This is a genomic window from Xylophilus rhododendri (assembly GCF_009906855.1).
GTDB lineage: Bacteria > Pseudomonadota > Gammaproteobacteria > Burkholderiales > Burkholderiaceae_C > Xylophilus > Xylophilus rhododendri.
This window is the reverse complement of the sequence record NZ_CP047650.1, coordinates 3,474,029-3,495,179: the sequence shown is the minus strand read 5'-3', so window position 1 is coordinate 3,495,179 and position 21,151 is coordinate 3,474,029. Positions and strand designations below refer to the sequence as shown.

At 65.2% G+C, this 21,151-nt stretch carries 25 protein-coding genes; 4 read left to right on the top strand and 21 right to left on the bottom strand.

Annotated features, from left to right (window positions below; translation table 11 throughout):
• Positions 1 to 102: 102 nt before the first annotated feature.
• Positions 103 to 1,908: a hypothetical protein gene (locus GT347_RS16180; protein WP_160553194.1), complete on the top strand. Its 1,806-nt coding sequence runs from the start codon at positions 103 to 105 to the stop codon at positions 1,906 to 1,908.
• Positions 1,909 to 2,394: 486 nt separating this feature from the next.
• Here the strand turns inward: GT347_RS16180 and GT347_RS16175 are convergent, their stop codons facing one another.
• A complete protein-coding gene (locus tag GT347_RS16175; protein WP_160553193.1) occupies positions 2,395 to 2,871 on the bottom strand; it encodes a hypothetical protein in 477 nt (158 codons plus the stop codon).
• Between the two features lie 434 nt (positions 2,872 to 3,305).
• Complete coding sequence (locus tag GT347_RS16170; protein WP_160553192.1) at positions 3,306 to 3,557, bottom strand: hypothetical protein; 252 nt, start codon at positions 3,555 to 3,557, stop codon at positions 3,306 to 3,308.
• A gap of 115 nt (positions 3,558 to 3,672) precedes the next feature.
• Here GT347_RS16170 and GT347_RS16165 point away from each other — a divergent pair, with 115 nt between their 5' ends.
• The 3 genes from GT347_RS16165 to GT347_RS16155 all read left to right on the top strand — a co-directional run bounded on the left by GT347_RS16165 (position 3,673) and on the right by GT347_RS16155 (position 6,188).
• Positions 3,673 to 4,122 carry a LexA family protein gene (locus GT347_RS16165; protein ID WP_160553191.1) on the top strand — a complete coding sequence of 150 codons (450 nt, stop codon included), beginning with the start codon at positions 3,673 to 3,675 and terminating at the stop codon, positions 4,120 to 4,122.
• Between the two features lie 8 nt (positions 4,123 to 4,130).
• Complete coding sequence (locus GT347_RS16160; protein ID WP_160555388.1) at positions 4,131 to 5,426, top strand: Y-family DNA polymerase; 1,296 nt, start codon at positions 4,131 to 4,133, stop codon at positions 5,424 to 5,426.
• Positions 5,427 to 5,552: 126 nt separating this feature from the next.
• Complete coding sequence (locus tag GT347_RS16155; RefSeq protein ID WP_229722338.1) at positions 5,553 to 6,188, top strand: hypothetical protein; 636 nt, start codon at positions 5,553 to 5,555, stop codon at positions 6,186 to 6,188.
• 97 nt (positions 6,189 to 6,285) lie between these two features.
• On the opposite strand, the gene GT347_RS16150 is transcribed toward GT347_RS16155, so the two are convergent.
• The 19 genes from GT347_RS16150 to GT347_RS16060 form a co-directional block, all read right to left on the bottom strand.
• Positions 6,286 to 6,651, bottom strand: a complete 366-nt coding sequence (locus tag GT347_RS16150) for a hypothetical protein (RefSeq protein ID WP_160553189.1) — start codon at positions 6,649 to 6,651, stop codon at positions 6,286 to 6,288.
• Positions 6,648 to 7,097, bottom strand: a complete 450-nt coding sequence (locus GT347_RS16145; protein ID WP_160553188.1) for a structural protein P5 — start codon at positions 7,095 to 7,097, stop codon at positions 6,648 to 6,650. The genes GT347_RS16150 and GT347_RS16145 overlap by 4 nt, the downstream gene beginning before the upstream one ends.
• Before the next feature lie 57 nt (positions 7,098 to 7,154).
• Entirely contained in the window at positions 7,155 to 7,592 is a 438-nt protein-coding gene (locus GT347_RS16140; RefSeq protein WP_160553187.1) for a hypothetical protein, read from the bottom strand.
• A complete protein-coding gene (locus GT347_RS16135) occupies positions 7,589 to 8,017 on the bottom strand; it encodes a hypothetical protein (protein ID WP_160553186.1) in 429 nt (142 codons plus the stop codon). The genes GT347_RS16140 and GT347_RS16135 overlap by 4 nt, the downstream gene beginning before the upstream one ends.
• A complete protein-coding gene (locus GT347_RS16130) occupies positions 8,017 to 8,412 on the bottom strand; it encodes a hypothetical protein (RefSeq protein WP_160553185.1) in 396 nt (131 codons plus the stop codon). Before GT347_RS16130 ends, GT347_RS16135 begins: the two co-directional genes overlap by 1 nt.
• Before the next feature lie 3 nt (positions 8,413 to 8,415).
• Complete coding sequence (locus GT347_RS16125) at positions 8,416 to 9,285, bottom strand: hypothetical protein (RefSeq protein ID WP_160553184.1); 870 nt, start codon at positions 9,283 to 9,285, stop codon at positions 8,416 to 8,418.
• A 2-nt stretch (positions 9,286 to 9,287) separates the two neighbouring features.
• Entirely contained in the window at positions 9,288 to 12,950 is a 3,663-nt protein-coding gene (gene gpJ, locus GT347_RS16120) for a TipJ family phage tail tip protein (protein ID WP_160553183.1), read from the bottom strand.
• Complete coding sequence (locus tag GT347_RS16115) at positions 12,941 to 13,363, bottom strand: hypothetical protein (RefSeq protein ID WP_160553182.1); 423 nt, start codon at positions 13,361 to 13,363, stop codon at positions 12,941 to 12,943. Before GT347_RS16115 ends, gpJ begins: the two co-directional genes overlap by 10 nt.
• Complete coding sequence (locus GT347_RS16110) at positions 13,363 to 13,857, bottom strand: DUF1833 family protein (protein ID WP_160553181.1); 495 nt, start codon at positions 13,855 to 13,857, stop codon at positions 13,363 to 13,365. Before GT347_RS16110 ends, GT347_RS16115 begins: the two co-directional genes overlap by 1 nt.
• Positions 13,854 to 14,684 (bottom strand): hypothetical protein, encoded by an 831-nt coding sequence (locus tag GT347_RS16105; protein ID WP_160553180.1) that lies wholly within the window; start codon positions 14,682 to 14,684, stop codon positions 13,854 to 13,856. The genes GT347_RS16110 and GT347_RS16105 overlap by 4 nt, the downstream gene beginning before the upstream one ends.
• A gap of 6 nt (positions 14,685 to 14,690) precedes the next feature.
• Positions 14,691 to 17,603 carry a phage tail tape measure protein gene (locus tag GT347_RS16100; protein WP_160553179.1) on the bottom strand — a complete coding sequence of 971 codons (2,913 nt, stop codon included), beginning with the start codon at positions 17,601 to 17,603 and terminating at the stop codon, positions 14,691 to 14,693.
• Between the two features lie 24 nt (positions 17,604 to 17,627).
• A complete protein-coding gene (locus GT347_RS16095) occupies positions 17,628 to 17,915 on the bottom strand; it encodes a DUF1799 domain-containing protein (protein ID WP_160553178.1) in 288 nt (95 codons plus the stop codon).
• A 17-nt stretch (positions 17,916 to 17,932) separates the two neighbouring features.
• Positions 17,933 to 18,250, bottom strand: a complete 318-nt coding sequence (locus GT347_RS16090; protein ID WP_160553177.1) for a phage tail assembly chaperone — start codon at positions 18,248 to 18,250, stop codon at positions 17,933 to 17,935.
• Positions 18,251 to 18,255: 5 nt separating this feature from the next.
• A complete protein-coding gene (locus GT347_RS16085) occupies positions 18,256 to 18,900 on the bottom strand; it encodes a phage tail protein (protein WP_229722337.1) in 645 nt (214 codons plus the stop codon).
• A gap of 63 nt (positions 18,901 to 18,963) precedes the next feature.
• Positions 18,964 to 19,314 carry a tail completion protein gp17 gene (gp17, locus tag GT347_RS16080; RefSeq protein WP_160553176.1) on the bottom strand — a complete coding sequence of 117 codons (351 nt, stop codon included), beginning with the start codon at positions 19,312 to 19,314 and terminating at the stop codon, positions 18,964 to 18,966.
• Positions 19,311 to 19,835: an HK97 gp10 family phage protein gene (locus GT347_RS16075; protein WP_229722336.1), complete on the bottom strand. Its 525-nt coding sequence runs from the start codon at positions 19,833 to 19,835 to the stop codon at positions 19,311 to 19,313. The genes gp17 and GT347_RS16075 overlap by 4 nt, the downstream gene beginning before the upstream one ends.
• The gene (locus tag GT347_RS16070; protein WP_160553174.1) at positions 19,828 to 20,157 is read right to left on the bottom strand and encodes a phage head closure protein; all 330 of its coding nucleotides are present in this window, start codon (positions 20,155 to 20,157) and stop codon (positions 19,828 to 19,830) included. The genes GT347_RS16075 and GT347_RS16070 overlap by 8 nt, the downstream gene beginning before the upstream one ends.
• Positions 20,158 to 20,469 carry a hypothetical protein gene (locus GT347_RS16065; protein WP_160553173.1) on the bottom strand — a complete coding sequence of 104 codons (312 nt, stop codon included), beginning with the start codon at positions 20,467 to 20,469 and terminating at the stop codon, positions 20,158 to 20,160.
• Entirely contained in the window at positions 20,466 to 21,092 is a 627-nt protein-coding gene (locus GT347_RS16060; RefSeq protein ID WP_160553172.1) for a hypothetical protein, read from the bottom strand. The genes GT347_RS16065 and GT347_RS16060 overlap by 4 nt, the downstream gene beginning before the upstream one ends.
• Between the last annotated feature and the right edge of the window lie 59 nt (positions 21,093 to 21,151).

The following is a 21,151-nucleotide window of genomic DNA, read 5'->3' as shown; positions in this document are numbered from 1 at the left end:
GTATGCCGATAAACTCGCACCCGGCAAAAAAGCTCATCCTCATACGAATTTTTATTATTCAGCCGCCGCCGCCTGTGTTATTCGTAAAACCCGAATTAGTGCATGCCGACTTACCCATCGCCCAAAGAAAATTCACTTAAACACATACCAAGCTTTCAACTGACGCTGAAATTTTTGGCTGTAGGCATGGTGGTTTATTGGTGCCTGCCGCTGTTCAGTTCCGAACATCGCGAGCAGTTCACAGCGCATCTGCAAGCCATGGCCGTTCTGCTGGCACAGCAGGGATCGCTCAACAACTACGATCCTGCGCGTGCCCTCATCGGCGAATTCATATTCCTCACCCGACCCGGCACCGTCGATATTCTGGCGGCAGCCAACCGATTATTCGACTACGGCGGCAACGCGGCATTCCGGCTATTGGTGGGCAGCAGCCTGGCAGCACTGATGGCGTCCGCATCGGCTTTTTCCGCACGCCAAGGCCGCATACCGTTTCTCACTGCCGTCTTCGCCTGTTTTCTGATTCCGGGCCTGGTGGAAATCGGATATTTCTTCAATGACAACGTGGTGTCGGCCGCTTTCGCCTCACTGGCCGTGTTTTCGATTTTCATCGCCAATCCCAGCATCGCGGTCGTCGTCGCCGGTGGCCTGGCAGGCATGGCGATCCTGTGCCGCATGGACGCCGTCCTGGCCATGCCCATGTTGATGCTGTTGTTCGCGCAACGACCGCAGCGGCCCACTGCCTGCGCCCTGCGCCTGCTGCTGATGGTGACGGTGGCCGGCGCGATCCAGCTAGCCGCCGCGCCGGTCAATGGTGCGGGTTTCCTGGACTCCTTGCGCATCAGCCGCCTGTTCACCGAAAAGCACATGACCGACAACTGGCTGCGCGGCGCCCTGCCACTGGTCTTTTTCCTCGGCGCCGTCGCGCCCCCGCTGCTGGTGCTTGGTGCGTGGACGCGCTGGAAGGAAAAGCCCGCGGGCCTGCGCGGCTGGATCTGGGCGACGGCCTTCTATTTCTATCCGCTGCTGGTGGTGGCGATCACCCTGCGGGTGGCGACGGACTCGCGCTACTTCATGCCCTTGCTCGCCCCGGTCCTCGCCCTGCACACCGGCACCGGCATCCAGACCGTGCTGTCCTGGCTGCGCGGTAGCGACCTGCGCCGCAGGCGCCTGGCCATCGCCTGCATCGGGCTGGCCGCGGTGGTACTGGCGGCGCCGCCGGCCCTGTCCTCCATGCGCGATGGCCCCCGGGTGATGATCGGTCGCCTCTGGGACAGCATGTTCTACCTGCGCTGGCAGGACGCGACCAGGCAAGACCTGCAAACCGCCCGTGCGCTGGCCACCGATGCTGAGCGCCACCGGGTGGCCACCGTCGTCACCACGCATTTCAACGACGACTACTACCTGCGGCTGCGCCTGATCGAAGACGGCTATCGCGAAGCACCGGTGATCCCGTCCTGCAGGCCCCTGTCGCTCTACCGGCGCGGATCGCAGGAAATCTGGCATGTGCGCATGTATCCCTCGTACTTCGTACCGCCATTTCCGCACGAGGTGGCCGCGGCCTTGCCTCTGCTGGGCGCCGGCCGCTGCGCGCCGCTGCTCGCAAGCCAGGCGTTCTGGCTCAGCACCGTTGGACATGTGCCGGGCGAAAGCCGGCTCAACGGCATCGTCGATGCAGACTTCGCGGGAGCACCTGTCATCGGGCTGGGACAGGTCGCCGACGACATGCTGCGCCGAACGGCAGAACCGAAGCTGCACTACGAGGTGATGAGGACCACCCAGGTCAACCTGCAACGTATCGACAGCCTGACGGCCGGCGCCACGCGCTCGCTGAGCGCATACGCGGCCCGGAGCGGCGACAACGTGGATGCAATGCTGGACAGGTACGAGGACTCCTTTCGTCCGCGCTGACCGTGCGTCGGGTCGGGAGGGCCGCCTCTCACCCCTACAATCGCCGGCTCTCCTCGTAGTTCAAGGGGAGTTTCTAAAGGGCTAGAGGGCGCCACGACTCACTTTCGTATCACTTGCGACACAAAAAAAGCCCACCTGTAGGTGGGCTTATTTCATTCCTGAGCTTGAGCTCAGCACCAACTCAGTTGGGCGTTCGTGTAGACCTAGCGGTTTACGACGGTTGAGACCGGCAGTGTTCACATACGTCTTCCCACTTTCCGAACCGGAAGCGTGAGTAGCTACGAACGTGTACACCACGAGGATAGGAACATTGCATGGCAAGCCCTCCAAGGTGTTGTTGCAACTCGCATCCACCGCTGGTATGAAGTGCTTTAAACTACCCATGTCCGCCAAGACTAGGTGTTTACGTCATACCAGATGGATGCACCTCGATCAAGCCGCCTGCTCATAACAGGCGGCTTTGTTCGTTTTGCGTTACGTGACGCGTTAATTCCCTTCCCTCAAAAGTTTTGACAACAGCGTATTTTTGCTGTTGTTTTCGCCAATATTTAACGTCCAACCTGCACGCCGATCGGCATTGAACTCGCCTGAGCGAGACAACAAAACGCTGAGCATGCGAACTGGTTCGCTGCCTCCAATGCTGTACCCCTGGCTTTGAAGGTGTGCCAACAGATCTTCAGTCTTCATTGACCCTTTCGCCGAGACAATCGCTTTAGCAGCATCAATGACCTCTTTTCCAGGTGTCGCACGTCGAGCGCTAGCTTTCGGCAACGTTGTTAGGAACTTACGTTTCTGATCCGCCGACAAAAAAAACTGTGAGTCTGAAGTGCTCGCTCCAAAGAGGCGCGCGCCAGCCTTTAAAAATTCCAACAGTTCCAGCTTGCGTTGCGTCAGTTGCGCCAACTTGGCATCTATGTCTGCCAGTTCATCCCTCGCACGCTTGTAAAGGTCGTCTGCACTCATGGTGCAATGGTAGCGCAAAATTAACGAGCGCAACAGGGGCTCGCATTTTTTTGACCAGTTTTTTTGTTAATTAACAAGAACAGCAATTAACAAAACGGCTCTGGCGCAATCATTGGCTGGTTAGGCAAGCGCAAAGTGCAGTTGTTATGATTCGACCAATGGATAGAACTTTTGCCCTAGACTGCTTCCCGAAGCGACTCACCGGCAGATCAATCGGCGACTTGCCCCCGAAAATTTCTTTGAAGATTCAACAGGTTGCGACCGACTCTAGCAGTATTAGAGGTGGCCATGTTGCAATCCCCCTCGTAGTTCAGCGTGAGTTTTCAGCGAGAAATTGAACTGCGCGACTCACTTCCGCATCACTGGCGGTCTTAGGCGTAGACCAAAAAAACAACTGTTCCTGCGAATCTTGGGCGTCGGCCGGAATCTGCAGGTCACGTTGCCGGCACATCAGCTCTTGCGCAATCTGCATCACCGGCCGGGACTGCCGCTTCGTTTTCGTACGGTTGTTCGTCGGCTGCGGCTAGCGCCAGCGTGCCGGCGTTGAGCGCAGATGCGTAGTCTTCAAAGTCACAGTCTGCGTGACTGTGCGCCTCGAACCTTAGGGCCTCGTCGGTCGAAGCCAAAAGCACCCAGCGAAAGCTTCCTGAGTCGTCAGAGATTACCTGCAGGGCGTGGCGGTTCATGATTGCTCCAGGGTTTTTGCCACTGTGAGGCGTGGCGCGGGCTGACGCGTGACGTACCGCTACGGCGCAAAAGAACTGTATATTTAATCAGTCTTTCCACCCAGCCTGCCCCGCCATGCATTCTCGCGTCGCCCTCCTGCCGGAACGTCCAGTTCCTATCTCGCTGCTGCCGCTGATTCTGCCGCTGGCAGGCGACCGGGTGCAGGCCGGGTTTCCGTCGCCGGCCGAAGACTTCAACTGCAAACGCATCGACCTCACCGAGCAGCTGGTGCAACACCCGCAGGCTACGTTCCTGCTGCGCGTGCGTGGAGACTCGATGCGGGAGGCTGGTATCTTCGACGGTGACGTGCTGGTAGTGGACCGCGCAATCCGCGCCGCGCATGGCCATGTCGTGGTGGCCGTCCTCGACGGCGGTGATTTCACTGTGAAATACCTGCACAAGCGCGCCGAGCGCATCCGGTTGGTCGCAGCCAACCCTACTTATCCGGACATCGTCCCACGCGATGGCCAGGTTCTGGAGATCTGGGGCGTGGTCACGGCCAGCATCAAGCAGTTCAAGGCATGAGCGCGCCGCTGTTTGCCCTGGTCGACGGCAATAACTTCTACGTGTCCTGCGAGCGGGTGTTCCGGCCCAGCCTGGCCGGCCGGCCGGTGATCGTGCTGTCCAACAACGACGGCTGCGCCATCGCCCGCAGCAACGAGGCCAAAGCGCTCGGCATCCAGATGGGCACGCCATGGTTCGAGATCCGCGACAAGCTGCCCGAGGGCACGGTGGTGGCCTTGTCCGCCAATTTCGGGCTGTACGGCGACATGTCCAACCGCATGATGTCGATCGCCGCCGGCCTGGGGCCGGAGCAGGAGATCTACAGCATCGACGAGAGCTTCATCGACCTGGCCGGCGTGCGGGATGTGACGCGCCGGGCGGTCCGGGTGCGATCGCGCATCCATGAGTGGATCGGCATCCCCTGCGGCATCGGCATCGGCCAGACCAAGACCCTGGCCAAGCTCGCGAACCACGTGGCCAAGACGGCCGAGCGCAAGCCGGGCAGCTACTGCGAGGACCTGGCCCAGGTCGCCAACCTGGCGGCGCTGCCGGCGTCGGACCTCGACACCGTCCTGCAGGCCACCGAGCTGGGCGAGATCTGGGGCATCGGCCGGCGCATCGGCGCCCAGCTGCAGGCGGCCGGCCTGGTGACGGCGCTGGACGTGGTGCGCCTCGATGCCGCCATGGTCCGGGCGCGCTGGGGTGTCGTGCTCGAGCGCACTGTGCGCGAGCTGCAGGGCATGCCCTGCATCGATCTGGAGGGCCAGCCGCCGGCCAAGAAGGAGATCGCCAGCACGCGCAGTTTCGGACGGCCGGTGACGCAGCTGGAGGACCTGGTCGAGGCCGTCACCGAGTTCGCCCAGCGCGCCGCCGAAAAGCTGCGCCGCCAGAGCAGCGTGGCCGGCCAGGTCGCCGTGTTCGTGCACACCAGCCCGCATCGCAAGGAGCTGCCGCAGTACAGCCGGGCCACGGTGGTGCCGCTGCGCAAGCCCACGGCCGATACCGGCCTGCTCGTCCAGGCCGCGGTGCGCGGCATGCAGGCGATTTACCGGCCGGGCTTCCACATGGCCAAGGCGGGTGTGCATCTGCTGGACCTGCAGGACGGCTCCGTGGAGCAGGGCGAACTGGCCTTGGACGGCGGGGTGGAAGACCGCGGCTCGCTGATGCAGGCGGTGGACCAGCTCAACGAGCGCTACGGCCGCGGAACTGTGGCGATGGCCAGCGCGGGGGTGGAAGGTGCGCGGCGCAACTGGATAATGAAACAGGAGCGCAAGACGCCCGACTACACCACGTGCTGGGAGAGCATGCCACTAGCGATTACCTAATTTAGCCGCTTGGTACGCATGACATAATTGGTTTTCATGGTGGCTTTGCGTTGTGATTTACGCATATTGGGAGGCAATACATTGAAAAAGCTAATACACCATCTAATGCACCGCCTAAAGCACCATTTGAGCCTCGTAGGCTCGGTAGTTGTTTGGCTGATTCTGCTGGCTCCCGTCGCGATCTACAGCTTTACCTTTGGCATAACCATCTCGCATTCCCACACCCGCTGGGCTGAAATGGGATCGGCAATGAGTGGTATTTATGGGCCGTTATTGAGCTTTCTAACTATTTTGGTACTTGGCCAGCAATTTAAGCTTCAAAGATCGTCAGAAAAACGTGCAATAGATCAAATTTATTTTGATAAATGTCGCGCCGACTTTCTGAGATCCGTACTCAAGTTGGAATCTGCTTTCAGTAAAAATAAGGAATGCGGAGAGAATGTCAAAGTTTCATTCACGCAGGAGTTTGGCTGGCTGTTAGATGCTGCACTTCACAACTCAGGAACGCATGTGTTGGCAATGCAATGGCTAGAGGACACCCCTACCCTTGCAAACGAGTGGATATCCATAAACGCACTGATGGCAGGGCTTAATTCCAGCGCAGAAAGAAGTTTTCAGAACGAACTCGTGTGGATGAAAGGCCGAGCAGCCGCTGAGTTTGGTTTTGCCACCTGCGTCGCTTTGGATAATTTACTCATAGCAGCTTATAGACAACAGCTTTTTGTTAACCCAAAATTTTCCCCTCGTAAAACCTCGCCGTAATCCTTGAACTGCAGACTAATAACCAGCCAAAACAGAATTTCTACACTCGCGATATTGGAACGCAACATCGATTAGCTTTCGCGTTGTGTCTCCAAAACTATCTTCGGTAAGCGGCGCCAAGTCCGGGCAGCTGGCTAACACCAGCGGGCTCGGCCCGGCCGGTGAGGGCTTCATTGAGGCGCTGCATCTGGTCAGGAGAATGGCGGCAATCAGCGTACACAGTGCGCGTTTGAATTTCACGTTCGGTCTCCTGGCGGATGGTCACATTGCGGGGTTTGTTGGCGGCGATGGCCTTGGCGGCCGCCAGCTGTGCCGCCTGGCCAGCCTTGTCCACGATGGCGTCCTCTCGAGCGCGCTTCGCATATTCCCGGTCCTCGCCCAGGCCGGTGCCGTACCACGTGCCAGCGGCGAATGCCAGTGCCATGCCCAGCAGGGCCAGCAGCACGGCGCGCGCGGCCGTCATTGCAGCAGGGCCAGCGACACCCCCTCGCGGATTTGTTCGGTCGAGTACGGCTGCTGGCCGTTCTCGTGGGCAATGATGGCTGCGGCGAATCCCGCCAGGACGGCTGGATCCCGCATGACGAGCGCCTGCTTGGGTGCTACGCCCAGAGCCTTGGCCACCTGCGCGACATAAGCCTCGGTGTCGTTTTCGACGGGCGGCGCCCACCGGTGTATGACTTCGTACACCGTATCGATGGACGCCGCACCTACGCCGGGCGTACCAGCCTTGAGGCTGTAGCTCAGCAGCACCTTGCACAAGGCGCGAATGCCCCACTTCGGCGCCTGAAAGACGATGAAGCGCGGATCGCTCGACTGGTCGACGGCCATACCTTGCCAGGCTGTGCCATTGCGGTCGATGTTGCCGGGGTTGTTGTTGCGGATGCCGCGCGGAATCGGTTTGGTTGCCATGTTTGCTCCAGACAAAAAAAAGCCCGCACGAGGCGGGCTGTGTTTGAGAACTGCGGGTTAGGAGGCGGGATCGGGGCCGCTTGCTGCCGGCCCGACCTTCTGCTTCCAGAAGATCTCCAGCGTCTTGGCGCCGCCAAAGGCGCACAGCGGCACGAACATGGCCACGTAGAGCCCGCCCATCCCGCTGGTCGACGCGATGAAGAAGCCCAGGAGGCCGGCAAGCCAGGAGGCCAACATGTGGCTGAGCGACAGCACCCAGGGGTTGCGCATGGGCGGCACCGGCTGGCCAGGCGGAACCGCGTTCACATGCGCGCTGAACTTCATCAGCAGCGCTGTCGCGCCGGCCAGCGTGGAGAACATGAAGATAAGCGCCCACTCGAATACGGTGATCGTCTGCATCGCCTGGCCGAAGCTGACTTGCGAGGCAACCGCAGCGGTGGGCAGCCACAGCAAGGCCAGCAGCAAGCGCATGGCGCGTAACAGGAAGCGGATCATCCGTAGACCCTCCGGAAGTAGTGGTCCCGGACGCCAGCGATTGCGATGCCGACGGCGAACGCCGCGTCAAGGACGTAGCGCGCGAGCACCGGCGGCCACTCCCCCGGATTCGCCTTCACCATGAGCCACATCAGCGCGACCTGGCCAATCGCCATCAACATGAAGACGACGTGCCGGTGGCGGTGCGTGGAATCGATGCTGAAACGCTCGGGCAGCAGGTCGTTGATGACCACATCGAGCGCGCCGGCTAAGGCGATCGCCAGCAGGAAGGCCATGCTGGCCAGGCTGCCTAATGTCAGCAGGCTAGCCCCGCCTTCGAAGGCCTCCCGGTGCTGGCGGGTCGGATCGAAGATGGCTATCGCTGCGGTCACGCCCACACTTAAGCTCACATACGCCCGCAACGCTCGCGAAAAATGCGTCTGCACTACAGGCTCCCGGCCGTGAGGAAGAGCGCATCAAGCTCACTTTCCGACAGGTGCAACTCGACGCCCAGCGTGGCCACCAGCGGCGAGGCCCGCTCCACGCTGCTGGCGAACTCCCACTCGATGTGCGCGGCCGTGCGCTGCGGCTCAGCCAGGGCCTCGATCGCCGCCGCCACATCCGCCAAGCGGCCGGCGTGCAGCAGGGCGAGCCGGGCCTGCCGCGGCGTGACGGCCGCCGGCACCGCCGGGCCGATGGGCGCCACCGGTGCAGCCTCGGCGACGTTGCCCTCCTCCACCCATTCCAGGTAGGCGAGGTAGTCGGTATTGCCCTGGTCGGCCGGGATGAGCGCGCCATCGGCCAGGCGGATTACGGAATCGGTCTGGGTGCATTGGTACATGGCTTAAAGCTCCGCGCTGGCCGCCCAATAGAGCGAGAGGCTGAAATTCCCCGGGTTCACGTCGTGCGTGCAGAACACCGAGGCGCTGCTGGTGGTGGTGGATGTGAAAGCGTTCGACTGCACGTTGGCCGAGCTGGAGGCGGCGAGCTGGGTCATGGTGGGCACGGCGCGCTTGGTGACCTTGAACTGCGCCTCGCCGTAGGCCTGCGCGCCCACGCCGCCCGAGGGATAGGCGCCGCCGAGCAGCAGCTTGCCGGTCTCGTAGTAGCGCTGGCATCGCGCTAGTTCGATGTCGACAGGACGACGCTCGAAAGGGCTCTGGCCGACCGCGCGCTCGACCTGCACCCGACCTAGGGTGCCCACAGAGAACTGCAGGCCCAGCGTCACGTTTGGCGTCACCCCCGCCAGCACGTATGGGCTGGTCACGAAAGTGCTGCCACCGAGGTACAGCTGAGATGTGCCCTCCCAACTGATGCAGTAGTCGCCCCCCTCCACAAGCCCGGCTTCGATCACCTGCACCAAACCGCCGAAGGTGATCGTGAGATCTGTATCCACGCCGTTCGAAGCGGTGGTGTAGATGACGCCCGCAGAGCCTGCTTTCCATCGGTCGTGGCCATATGCCCCGGCGGCCAGATTCACCGTTCCCGCTACGCCGCGCTGGTTGATGGCGAAGTTGCCGTTGATGATCTTGTTGCGGCCGCCGATCCCCAGCGTCTGCTGCGCGAGCAGCTTCGTGGCCTGCAGATCTGCGGAGCCGGCGCCGAGCAGGCTGGCGACGAAGTCGCGCATCCCGCCGATCGCCAGCTGAAACATGCCGGTGGTGTGGCCGGCGGCGGTGCCGTCGAGGTCGCCTTTGGCGGGCAAGAGACTCATGGTCAATATCCTTTCGCGTCGAAATTGAAGTTGGCAGTGCCGCCCGCGCTCGCGCCGGCATACGGTTGGATGAGGGGGCCGAGGACCGCGTCCCGGTCGAGGATGGAGAAGCCCGTGGCGGTGCCGCCTTCCAGCGAGCCGCGGACGGTCTTGATGACGTTGAACAACCCGGCCAGGCCCGCCAGCCGCGTCGGCCCCGGGCCGATCGCCTGCTGCTGGCTGACCTCACGGTCTGGCACATCGATCGTGGCGACGAAGGCGCGGATCGCACCCTCGACCGGGCCGGACCCGATGCGCACCCGGAACTGATAGAAGGACGGCGCCACATCCAGGCTGCCGGGCCACACCTGCCAAGCCTCATCGACCGGATAGAAGGGATCGGCCGCCGCACCGTAGAACGGAGCGGTCGGATCCCCATAGAACGGCGTGTTGCCAGGCCGGCGGTATTCGATGGAGTAGTTCGCGCCATCGATGTCGGTGGCCAGGGTCAGGGTGCTGCCGGCGATGTCCGCGCCCGCCCACCAGCGCTCGCTGACCCATTCCATCGCCGCGAAGTTGGCGGTGTAGAAAGGCGCGTTCGGGTTCGGGTTGTAGAAGCGCGAGGCGGCCGGGCCGTAGAAGGGCGACGTGTTGTCCGCCACCAGGTCGCCGCCCGCCAGATGCGCCCCTGTGTAGGTGCCAGGCCAGCCGAGTGCGCGGTAGTCCTGCTGCAGCACCACGTTGGCGATCTCGGCGTCTCCCAGGTTCGCGCGCAGCACCGCCGCATGGACCGACAGGTTGCCCGAGGTGTCCTCGGCCTTGCCCAGAATCGTGATGACGCCGGGCGGCACCACCTGCAGCTGATAGGGGGAGTCCGTGATCAGCCCCTCGTGCATCGGTGTGGCGACACCCCAGTCATCGCTCTCGCCGTAGTTGAAGCGGATCCGGTAGCCGGCAAGATCGGGCACCAGGTCGCGCGAGATGTTGGGCCAGTTCAAGACCTGGCCGTTGAGTGACAGGCTGGCCAGATCCGGCGGCGGCGCGCGCAGGCCGAGCACGGCATAGCTCAGCGCGAAGGCCTTGCCGCCGGCAATGTCGTTGAAGGGCCGGACCTCGATGCGCCAGACGTTGTCGAGCGCAGCGCCCCAGGTGAAGCTGTTCGATGTGGTCTCGCCGAGCTTCTTGAGCGATGTGCCGGCCGTGGCGCCCCACACCTCGGCGCGCGCCAGGCGGCCGGTGACCTCGAAGCTGACGGTCAGTTCGGTGGCGTAGCCGCTGCCCTCGCGCTTGAGCTGCTCGGTCACGTAGGCCCGGGTGATCTGCGGCGCGCGCTGCAGCTGGCTGTTGTTGGGCGGAGGCGTCCAGGCACCGTAGAGCACGTATTGCCAGAACCCCGGGTCTTCGGGCACAAAAGACACAGTTGCACCGGTCATCTTCCCCTGCGGGGTGATGGACGCCACCCGCACGCGCTGGCCCGGGGTCGCCTTGAAGTCGAACATCCACAGCACGTCTTCCACGCCGGCCAGGCCAGTGCCGGGCCAGTCGCCCGCGGCGGTGATGCGCCGGCCGTCGGGGCTCACGGCGCTGACCTGGTAGACCCGCATCTGCCGCTCGCCGGGCACGCGCAGGCCGAGCACACGGGTGGCGGCCGCCGTCGCCGGCACGGGCTCATCGACCGATACGATGAAGCGGCCGGCGGCGACGGTCACGGCGCGGAGCCGGCCGCCGAAGCCCCACTGCGTCAGGTCGTGGCTGACGGCCAGCACGCTGCCGGCCCGGTAGTCCAGGTGCTCCAGATCGATGTCGAAGCTGATGACCTTGCGGCCGTAGACGTTCTGCGCCATCGTCAGGCGAGCACGCATCGCGGCCTGCTCCTGCCGGGTGATGCCCAGCACCGTGAGGCTGGCGGTGTTCTGCGGCGTGCCCACGACGTTGGGCGCCTGCACCCGCACGGCCTGCAGCGTCCAGTCGCTGTCCCGGTCGAAGACCTGGTAGCTCAGCTCGTCGGCGCCGGGCGCGAGGTTGTAGTCCACCGAGAAGGACCGCGCCTTGATGGCGGCCATGTTGAGCACGCCTTCGATTGGCTGGTCCTCGGCCAGCCAGGTCACGCGGTAGCGGCCATTGCCACCGCGCGACAGACGGCCCCAGCCGGCATCGAGGATGGTGTCGATCAGGTCGCCGATCGCCATGTCCTCCTGGATCACGGCGTCGAAGCGGAAATCCATCGCGATGCACCGGACCATGAATTCCTGGAAAGACTCCAGGTCGATGCGGCTGTCGCTGAAGCCCATGCCGGCGATGCGCTTGCCGTCGCTGGGCCGGTAGATGCCGCGTAGCAGCAGCAGGGCCAGGGCGCCGGGGTTGCTGACGCCGGCCGATCCGGGCTCGCCGACCATGACCCAGCCCGTGCCGTTCCACAGCGGCATGGGCGCGCTGCGGCCGATCCAGGTGAGCGAGTCGAGCGAGCCCGAGAGTTGGCCGCTGGCCTTGATCTCCACGCGCAGCCGCGGCTGGCCGCCGTAGTCGGCGGTATCCACCTGGTAGCTCTTGAGCGAGGTCCAGCTGACAGTGTTGCTGGCGCCCGCGCTGACGCCATCGGAATCGGTGTTGACCGTGGCCTTCCACATGCGCACGTCGTACTGGCCTGCGGGCACGTTCAGCACGTAGGTGACGCGCAGGGGCCGCGAAGTGCCATTGCGCAGACGCACCGCCGGGTTGGTGCCGACGAAGGGCTGCCAGGCGCCGGAGCCGGCCGGCGCGTACTGGATGACGATGTCCAGGTCCAGGGCGGTGTAGTTGCCGGAGCCCGGGTCGGTGGCGAAGAGCTGGGCCTCGATGTCCACCGCCAGGACCACGGTGTCCGGGCTGCTGGTGCGCAGCACGGTCGGGCCCGGCACCGCTGAGGGCGCGTCGAGCAGGCCACCCGCGATGGTGTCCACGTCAAAGACCGGCATCGCCTGCTCGGCCATGCCCGGAAAGCCCGCCGTGGTGACGGTGACGCCCTCGTAGGCCGCAATGCTGGTCCCGGCGATTCGCAGATCCGTGACCAGGCCGCAGTTGATGCCGCCGGCAAACATCGCCGAGAGGTATTGGTCCTCGCCACGGAACTCGCCGTACTGGCGGGACTGCAGGTCGGGCACGACCCGGCATTCGCCCAGCATCAGACAGAGGCGGCCGAACGGGCGCGGCGAGTTCTGCACGCCGGAGATGGCGTAGCTGGCGGGGCCCGCGGCCGAGGCGCTGGCCGCGCTGGTGGACTTCGGCGACAGCAGTGTGTTGATCAGCAGCGTGCCTGCGACGTAGGTGGCTGCAGCCGCCCAGAAGCCACCCCCGATGGCGCCGCCGACACCGAAGAGCCCAGCCCCCCCTGTAGAGCCGGCAGCCGCCAAGCCGCCGGCGCCGAACGTGAAGTAGGACAGTGCAACGATCGCCGCCAGCTGCGCGACCTGACGCCGCATCAGGGACTGGGCCTCGACGACCTGGCCAGCCTTAACGCGGACGTGCGGCCACATAGCGACGGGCACCAGCGCACCGCCTATGGAAACCTCCCAGCCGTCGCCGGTGATGCCCTCTTCCGCCAGGGTCTGCGCGAGGGATCGGCCTGGCGCGACGGGGCGCACGTCCAAATCGCGCCGCATCGGGTGCGCGGCGATGGCCAGGCTGATGGGCTTGAAGCTCAGATCCATTGGTAGAAGCCCTCCAGGTGCATGCCCTGGCGGGTGAGGTCGGAGAGCCGCTTGAGGGCGACTCCCTGGGTTTCGTTGGCGGCATGGAGCACCCACACCGCCCCCTGGTGGAGGAAGACGGTGCCGATGTGCCACTGCCGGTTGAAAGGAGGCTCACCGAAGCCGGCGTCCTGCCAGAGCAGGACCGCACAGCCGGTGGCGGGCTGGGACAACGGCGCGGCAACGTGCTGCCGGGTGATCTCCCGAGCCTGGCCGCGCCGGCCGCGCGCGCGGTCTGCGGCGCCGGGCAGGCTGACGGTGCGGCCGAACAGGTCGTGCTGCACCAGCACCGCCAAGCTCGCGCAATCGAACACGCCAGGCTGGTACACCATGCCCAGGTAGCGCTCGGCGTCGCGGATGGTGACGGCGGCCATCAGAACAGCCCCGGCGCGGTCTGCGCGTCGTATCGAAGGGCCACGGCCGGCGCGCGGAACAGCGAGTCGTCGCCGATGGTGATGGCGATGCTGCCGTAGGTCGCGGTCGCCTTGGTCATGGCCGCGGTGAAGTCCCAATCCACGGTCTGCGGGCTGGCTCGGCTGGTGATGAAGACGGTCACATCGAGCGCCGCGCCGGCCGGCAATGCCTCCAGCTCGCTCAGCACGTCGCGGCCGACGTTGTCCATCTGGATCTGCACCCTCGCCTGCTCCCGAGGAACGTCCTGCGGCAGAGTGATCTCGATGGGCAGCGGCAGGTAGGTGACGGTCTGCAGGACGCCGTCCACCAGCTCCTGCCGGGGACACTTCCTGGTGTCGCGCACCACCCGCACCGGCGCGGCGAAGGCGCGGTGGGTGATGGCCAGGAACAGCAGCACCCCGTCGCGGTCGTTCACGCGCTGCAGCTGCGCGCGCATCTGAGGCGTGAGGGTCATGCTGCAGCGACCTCAATCCAGTCGATCTCGAACACATCGTCCGCAGCCGCACCGAAGTCCACGCTCAGCGAGGTGATGGTGTTCTGCAGCCAGTCCGCGCCGCCTGCCGTAAGCTGGGCCATGTCCCAGGTGACCACCGCGCTCGCGCCCACGGCGGGCACAGGGTTGGCGATCTGCTTGCGGAAGCCGCCGGAATCGAAGGGGCGGCCCTGCGTCTGGTAGTAGAGGTTCCCCGTCCATCCGCTGCCGGCCAGGCGTGTGATCGCCATCCGCACGACGGACTGATATGCGCCCGAGATCTGTAGGTCGGGCCGCCGGATTACGGGGTAGCGGCCGGGCTCGGCGGCGGCCGTGATCTTGCCGGGCGCCCAGGTGAGTGTCCCCAGGCCAGGGTAGGCAATCCAGCCATCGGCGTTGGCGGTGAAGTCCCAGCGCAGCGGTACGCCTGCGGCGATCTCCTCCACCGTCTCCAAGTATTCGAAGACCACGGGCTGCTGCGCGATGGCGAAACAGCTCGCAATGGGCGTGAGCGCGCCTAAAGAGACGATTCGGATCGACCGCACCGCGCCCGTTCGCGGGTCGGTCCAATCCACCCATGCCGCACCGGCGTCCGCACCGGTTGGGCTGTAGAGCCAAGCGCGGAAGGCTGCGACGTCGCGGCTTGCCAGGAACAGCGCAGTGGCGCTCACGGTCACCATGGGGTCGGTGGCAGCGCGCCGGGTCTTGGCAGGACCGCGCTCCATGTCGGAGCGCTCGATGACGGACGCGTCCTGCTGTTGCGCACCTGCCAAAGACAGACGCACAGCTCGAGGCCAAGAAGGATTCATGGTTGTCTATTTGAGGTTGTAGCGATGCTCAATCCCGCGAGCAATCGGACCGTTGCCGTCGGCAACGTCCGCACCCAGAATGGAGGCGACTTCGCGGATAAGGATTTCGGTGAATGCGGAGCCGTCGTCGCGTTGTTGCCGCTTCGCTTGAACCTGCACGCCGGCGTAGTTGTTGACGACCACAGCGCCTGTGCCGCCTGACGCAGTGCTCACGCCTAGGCGGCCGTCCGCGCCGCGGCGTAGCGGCATGATGGCTTCGGGCCCAGCCTCGCCGGCGACGCCGATCGCAGCCCCCTTCGCGAATGGGAAAAGCGTGGCTTTTTCGAGCACCTGGTTGGCATAGGCATGGAGACCGGGAGCCTGGAACACATTGCCCTTGGCATTGGCAAGCGGCGCCAGAGCGGTGCCCACCACGTTTCCACCCGCCACACCGGAGGTCACGGCACCCGACGCCTGTACACCGGCTGACTGCCAGGCGCTCCCCCCGAAAACACCGGAGAGGCTGCTCAGCAGGGTCGAGGCGACCCCCGATAGCGACTGGCGGGTCTGGATACGCACCAGGTCCGCGATGATGCTGTTGGCCAAGCTCTTGAAGTTGAGCTTGCCCGTCGTGGTGAAGGTCACCAGCGCGTCTTCCATGGAGGAAAACGCATTGCCCACCAGCGAAGCGGTCTGGCTAAAAACGTTTCGCGAGCTGTCCAGGTAGTTGTTGAGCGCCTGCTGGGCGCCTAGCGTCCAGTCGCCCTGCTTCTGACGCAGCGAGGCGTAGTACTGCTCGTTGTCCTGTAGGGCGAGCTGCAGCTGCTGCTTGATCTGGTTGCGCTCGGCCGCGTACTTCTCTGAGCCCAGCATGCCCTTCTCGCCGGCCTCGCGTGCAAGTTGACGCTGGTAGGTTTGGTACTCGCGATAAATGGCCTTAGTGGAGTTGAGTTGCTCCTGCGCCTGGCTGCCGAGGCCCAGCACCGAAAGCGATCGGTCGTACTGCTCGGCGCGGGACTCGCGTGCGCTCGCCATCGTGCGGTTGATGGCTTCGGCCGCATTGGCGAAGTCGCGTTCTGCCTTGAGCGACTTCTCCTGCAGGTCGGCGATCTTCTCGTTCAGGACGTACTGCTTGAGCTTCTCGCGGATGGTGTCCTGCGCAGCGAGCAGGCTTTTTTCATCGGCGGTGAGCGACTTCTGGCCGTGGTCCGCCTGCTTGGCCTGGATGTCGGCGATCAGCTGCTCGAACTTGCTTTGCTTCTCGACGGCGGCCGAGGCCTTTTCCTGCAGCGAGGACCGCGTGAGGGCCGCGGCGTTTTCCTGACTCAGCTGGTCGAGGTAGCGTTCGGCCGCATCGGCGGTGACGGCCTTGGGCCTGGCGGTCTTCGGATCCTTGTATTTTTCGTTGATCGACGCGACACGCCGGTCATATTCGTCCTTCGCCATGCCGACCGTGTCGGCATCGCGTTTGAGCTGGTCGATCTCTTCCTTGCGCCTCTGGGCGGCGGTGCGGGTCGCTTTCTCCTGCGCATCCAGGCGCTTCTGCGCCTCGATCCGGGCCTGCTGCTGCCGGGCCTGCTCGGCCTGGATGGCGGCGGTGGCGCTCTGGGCTTCGAGCGGCGCGGCCTGCGCGGTGAGCTCGGCCAGGCGGGCGCGCAGCTTGGCCTGCATCGCGCTGCTGGTCCGCCCTGCGCCGGTGGCCGCGCCGCCGCCCGTCTCGCCGAAACCAGAGGTACCGGCGTCGAGCTTGTTGAGCTCCTCGGTGACGCTCGCAATCTTGTCCTTGATCTGCGAGAGGGTGATCGGACGGCCGACATCCTTCATCGCGTCCCAGGCACGCGCAGCCGCGCTGGCGACCGTGTTCCAGCCGCGCTCCAGGGTTCCGAGGTTCTCGCGCACCTCGGCAGCCCGCTCTGCCATCGCCGCCGCATAGGTCTTCTGCGCCAGCGCCGAGGCTTCGTCCTTGCGTCCCTCTTCCTCCAGGGCATGGATCTGTTGCCAGACCGCGGCAGTGAGGTAGTGGTACTGCTCGTTGAGCTTTTCCGAGGCCTTGGCAGGCTCATCGGCGAGCCGCACGAAGTCCGCGACGGTCTTGTCGATGGCAGCGCCCGTGGCCGCGCTCATCGCCAGGGCTGCGCGGGCGATCGGCGCCATGGCATCGCCGGCGATCTTGCCGGTGGCCGCGAGCTGGGCCAGCACGTCGGCGGCCTTGCCGGTGGTGCCCGTGCTCGCGCTTATCTCGCGCGCCATGTCGGCGAGTTGGCCGGAAGTGCGGCCCGCATAGTTGCCCGTCAGGACCGTGGCCTTGACGTATTCGGCGGTCTCCGAGCGGCCCTGGTACAGCGCGAGCGTAAGAAGCGCCGCGGCCGCCGCTGCCACGGTGAAGGGGGTCACGAGCCCCATGACGTAGCCCCCGAGCGCCTTGGCGGCCGGCCCGATGCCGCCGAACATGTCCTTCAACTGGCCGCCCTGCTGGGTCAGCACCAGCAGGGGACTGCCGCCGCCGGCCAGCTGGGTGACGATGTCGGTGAACTGCGCGGGCACGCCGCGCAGCGCCGCGTTCAGGGCGGCCGCCGACATCTGCGTCTTGCCGGTGGCCTGCTCAGCCTCGCGCATCTTGGCGATGTAGCCCGAGGCCTGCTCGGATACACCAAGCTGGGCGGCACGCAGCGCAAGGTATTCGCTACGGGTCTTGCCCGCGGCCAGGGCCTGGCGTTCGAGCGAGGCGATGAAGGAGCGCGCTGCCTGGCTCACGCGGCCGGAGGTTTTTTCTCCCTCGTCGCCCATCTCGCGCACCGCTTGGCTGACGCCGGCCGAAGAAGTCTTTGCGCCCTGCGCCAGGTCGGCGAAGGCCTCCTTCGCCTTGCCGATGCCGGTCTGCACGCCCGTGGCGTCGACGGAGGCCTTGATGACGGCACTGCCGATTTCTTCTGCGGCCATGGGTGCTTTCAGAGGGGAGCGTGGTCAGTCCGCGTGGATCTCATCCAATGCGGCGGATTCGAGGACCTGCAGGTCCTGGAAGATGGCGTCGTCGGGATCGGCCAGGCGCAGGCTGCGCAGGACGCGGTCGAGCGCGGCGTAGTCGAGGCCCACCGGACCGGAGGGACCCATGCGCCACTGCGTGGCCATCGCCACCATCAAGCGCACGGCGGGCCAATGTTCCTGCCAGAGCGGTAGTTCAGGAACGGCGAAGTCCTCGGGCGAGAGGCCCAGGCCGGCCAGGTGCGCGGCCGAGGGCACGCGCCGGTACATCGCCTGGCCGGCCGCGGTCAGTTTCCCTGCTTGGCGCCGCGCAGGGCCTCGAAGTAGGCGTCCATTACGGGCCGCACCACGTCGTGATAGTTGTCCAGCAGCTGACCCAGGGCTTCGGGGCTGAAGGGCACGTCGACGTCCTCCCAGCCCGCGACGATGTCGAGCAGTCCGTCGAGATCGCTGCGCTCCGGATGGGCGGCGGCATGGTCCAGGAACGCCTGCAGGTGCGCGACCGTGCGGTGTTTGAAGACCAGGCGCAGTTCCTGGGTGGCGCCGCCGGCGGCCGCGATCTTGGCCACTCCGGTGAAGGTGGGTTCGGGGATGAGCTTGAACATGGCAGTCAGGCGGCGTAGCGGTTGAAGGACTGGATGGCGAAGACGGCCGTCACCGACATGCCCTGGTTCTTGGCGATCTTGGGGATCTTGTCGAAAGAGACGTACGCGACGTAGAAGATCACGCTGCCGCTGGGAAGCACCACGCGGACCACGGTCGGCAGCTTGGCCTGATCGGTCGCATCGAGGGCCGCATACCAGGCCTTGGCCGGATCGTCGCCCAGGGTGAGAGTGAAGGAGCGCGCGGATTTGTTGGTGGGCATCTGGCGCTCGGTGCCTTCGGGATCTTCCAGGTACGAGTAGTTGTAGAACTGCTGCTCGCCGCCGCCCGAGCTGGAGTCGAGGATCTGGGTGATCTCGGTCCAGCTCGCAGCTGCTTGGAGGCTGCCGGCGCCGCCGCTTGCCGGGAAGCGCAGCAAGTCGGTGGTGTCGATGCCGAGCAGCTTGAAGGTGTTGGTGTCGGGATCGCCCGCGCGCACGACTCGGCCGTCGAGCCGCCCCCAGCCCGAGGACAGCAGCACCGGCACGCCGGCGGCGACGCCGTGCCCCGGTGCGGTAGCCACGGCTGGTGCGGCGTTGGAGATGCCGGTGATGGCTTTGGCTGCGGCCAGCGCGGCGATGGCGATGGATGCGCCGTTGGGGAGAAAGATCATGATGGAGACCTCAAAAAAAAGCCCGCGAGATGCGGGCAGTGATGAACAGGAGGCAGAGCGCCGTCAGCGCCAGCGGATGTAGAAGTCCTGGCGTGCGCCATAGAGCTCGGCGGTCAGGTCGTAGTCGGCTACCAAAGCACCCAGCGCTTCGGCACAGATGGGTGCGGCGACCAGCACGGCCTCGATCGCGCGCATGCGGGCGTTCGCGCCGAGCCGGGTTTCGTCCCAGACCGCGAATTGGATGCGGGACTCGCGCAGGTCGGCCTGGCCGCCCTCCAGGTACTGGAAGGTGCGGCCACCGGCCTGCTGCCAGGTCGCGTAGGGCAGCATTGCCCCTTCGTCGGCGACGTCGGGATAGAGCCGGCCCTCGGTGGCGTCGTGTAGCAGCTGCGACAGGAGGGTTTCGATGCTCATCGGCTGTAGGCCTGGTGGAATTTTTGGAGGGCGGCATCCACGGCCTCGCGGAGGCGGTCGCGCATGGCCTGCAGCGCTGCATCGCGGCGGCTTTCGAAGGCGGGCCGCATGTACGGGCGCGCCGCCACGCGGGAGGACCCGAACTCCAGCTGCATCGCAGCGCGGTGCCCGGCCCAGGAGGTGCCCGCGGCTTTAGGGCGAGACTTCTGATGCCCGAATTCCACCCAACGCCAGTAGAAGGCGTCGCCGTCTTGGCCGAAGCTGCCGTGGCGCACCGTCACGAAGTACACCTGCAGGCGGTCGGCTTCGGACTGCTCGGGGATGTGCTTGATGATGATGTTGCGTGCCAACACGCCGGAGCGGACTGGAGCCCGCAGCCGCGCATCGTCCTGGAAGACGCGGGCGCCGGCGACAGCCGCCTGGCGCAGCGCAGACTCGCCCATCGCCTCGCCCAGGCCGTCCAAACGCTGCACTGCCGATGCAACGAAGGCGTCGGCGTCGAGCGTGAAACCGTCAGCCACGACCGCCCACCTTCTGGCACACCAGGTCGACGAACTGCCTGGCCTGCAGGTCAGGCATGACGGCCTGGATGGCATAAACGGTGCCGTCACGCAGCCGCACGCGCATGGCATCTGTCACATCAGTGCACCAACCGATGCGCACGCTGCAGGCCACCACCGATGTGGGGGTGTCCGCCTTAATGGACTGCAGGCCGCTGACATGGCGAATGCTGGCCCAGGCCTGGCGATGAGTGCCCCAGTCGTTGGTGGGCTGGTTGGCAGCATCGCGAGCGCCGCCTCGGCGCTGCAACGTGATTCGGTGATTGCGGTCCTGCGAATCCATTCAGCACCCCGCAATCCTGCGGGGCCGCAGGATGTTGAACGCCGCGGTCCGCTTGTATTCCCGAGCCCGGGTGTCGTTTGCACCGACCAGGGCATCGGCCAGCAGCAACTGCGCGGCGATGATGTCCGGCGTCATGATGATGGCCCGCGGATCCAGCAGGGACTCGGGCGACTCCACCTCGTAGAGCCGCCCGTCGAGAAACGCAAGCGTTTCCGCGAAGGCGGCCTCGATAGCGTCCCGCACATCGCCCGTCAGGTCATCGTCGAGCCGCAGCCGCCGGATTGCCTGCTCGACGGTCGGCTTGAGGCTCACTGCTTGGGGTCCGTCGAGGTCGCGCCGCCTGCTGCCGCTGCGGCGACCGCGTCCGGCGCCCCAATGTTTTCCAGCGCCTTGACTTCTGCGACCGACAGAACGCCGGCGTTACGGGGTACCAGCAGGGTGGCGTCCTCCGGGCCGGCCTGCGCGCCTTCGGTCGGTCGGGGCACTTGTGCGCCATCGACCGGTCCGAGGGGCAGCGCCGTGCCGGGGAGAGACGCTGCCGATTTGTGATCGACGAGGTCCACGGCCCTGTCTCCAGCTTCGCCAGATGGATCGCCGACAGCTGCTGTCGATGTTGGGGCCGTCGTTGTCACGACGCCAGCGGAGCCGGCCGGCGCCGCAGCTGTGCCCTTCGCACCGTTGCCCTTCCGCGGTCCGCCCGTCTGGCCACGCTGTGGACGCGGCGTGGCGGTCGCCGCCGTGGGTTGCAGCGTCAGGGGAGACGATGTCCGCAGCGGCGCGCCGACATCGTCGGGTTCCTGCACCTCGGAAACTTCCTCCCCGACCATGCCGAGTCGGCGGTATTCGGTGAGGGTGGTGGCGTCCAGGTCCGTGGGGGCCGGGTCGCCGAAGCAGAAGCGCTTGCCCAGCCGCACGAATGGCTTGAGAACTTTCATGGGGATCTCCATAAGAAACGGCCCGCCTGGCGATGCCGGCGGGCCGTGGTGGTGGCAAA

Bases quoted from the DNA above. Each gene is read 5' to 3' on its own strand.
- GT347_RS16180 (WP_160553194.1), top strand. From the start codon at position 103: ATGCCGACTTACCCATCGCCCAAAGAAAATTCACTTAAACACATACCA.
- GT347_RS16175 (WP_160553193.1), bottom strand. From the start codon at position 2,871: ATGAGTGCAGACGACCTTTACAAGCGTGCGAGGGATGAACTGGCAGAC.
- GT347_RS16170 (WP_160553192.1), bottom strand. From the start codon at position 3,557: ATGAACCGCCACGCCCTGCAGGTAATCTCTGACGACTCAGGAAGCTTT.
- GT347_RS16165 (WP_160553191.1), top strand. From the start codon at position 3,673: ATGCATTCTCGCGTCGCCCTCCTGCCGGAACGTCCAGTTCCTATCTCG.
- GT347_RS16150 (WP_160553189.1), bottom strand. From the start codon at position 6,651: ATGACGGCCGCGCGCGCCGTGCTGCTGGCCCTGCTGGGCATGGCACTG.
- GT347_RS16145 (WP_160553188.1), bottom strand. From the start codon at position 7,097: ATGGCAACCAAACCGATTCCGCGCGGCATCCGCAACAACAACCCCGGC.
- GT347_RS16140 (WP_160553187.1), bottom strand. From the start codon at position 7,592: ATGATCCGCTTCCTGTTACGCGCCATGCGCTTGCTGCTGGCCTTGCTG.
- GT347_RS16130 (WP_160553185.1), bottom strand. From the start codon at position 8,412: ATGTACCAATGCACCCAGACCGATTCCGTAATCCGCCTGGCCGATGGC.
- GT347_RS16125 (WP_160553184.1), bottom strand. From the start codon at position 9,285: ATGAGTCTCTTGCCCGCCAAAGGCGACCTCGACGGCACCGCCGCCGGC.
- gpJ (WP_160553183.1), bottom strand. From the start codon at position 12,950: ATGGATCTGAGCTTCAAGCCCATCAGCCTGGCCATCGCCGCGCACCCG.
- GT347_RS16115 (WP_160553182.1), bottom strand. From the start codon at position 13,363: ATGGCCGCCGTCACCATCCGCGACGCCGAGCGCTACCTGGGCATGGTG.
- GT347_RS16110 (WP_160553181.1), bottom strand. From the start codon at position 13,857: ATGACCCTCACGCCTCAGATGCGCGCGCAGCTGCAGCGCGTGAACGAC.
- GT347_RS16105 (WP_160553180.1), bottom strand. From the start codon at position 14,684: ATGAATCCTTCTTGGCCTCGAGCTGTGCGTCTGTCTTTGGCAGGTGCG.
- GT347_RS16100 (WP_160553179.1), bottom strand. From the start codon at position 17,603: ATGGCCGCAGAAGAAATCGGCAGTGCCGTCATCAAGGCCTCCGTCGAC.
- GT347_RS16095 (WP_160553178.1), bottom strand. From the start codon at position 17,915: ATGTACCGGCGCGTGCCCTCGGCCGCGCACCTGGCCGGCCTGGGCCTC.
- GT347_RS16090 (WP_160553177.1), bottom strand. From the start codon at position 18,250: ATGTTCAAGCTCATCCCCGAACCCACCTTCACCGGAGTGGCCAAGATC.
- GT347_RS16085 (WP_229722337.1), bottom strand. From the start codon at position 18,900: ATGATCTTTCTCCCCAACGGCGCATCCATCGCCATCGCCGCGCTGGCC.
- gp17 (WP_160553176.1), bottom strand. From the start codon at position 19,314: ATGAGCATCGAAACCCTCCTGTCGCAGCTGCTACACGACGCCACCGAG.
- GT347_RS16070 (WP_160553174.1), bottom strand. From the start codon at position 20,157: ATGGATTCGCAGGACCGCAATCACCGAATCACGTTGCAGCGCCGAGGC.
- GT347_RS16060 (WP_160553172.1), bottom strand. From the start codon at position 21,092: ATGAAAGTTCTCAAGCCATTCGTGCGGCTGGGCAAGCGCTTCTGCTTC.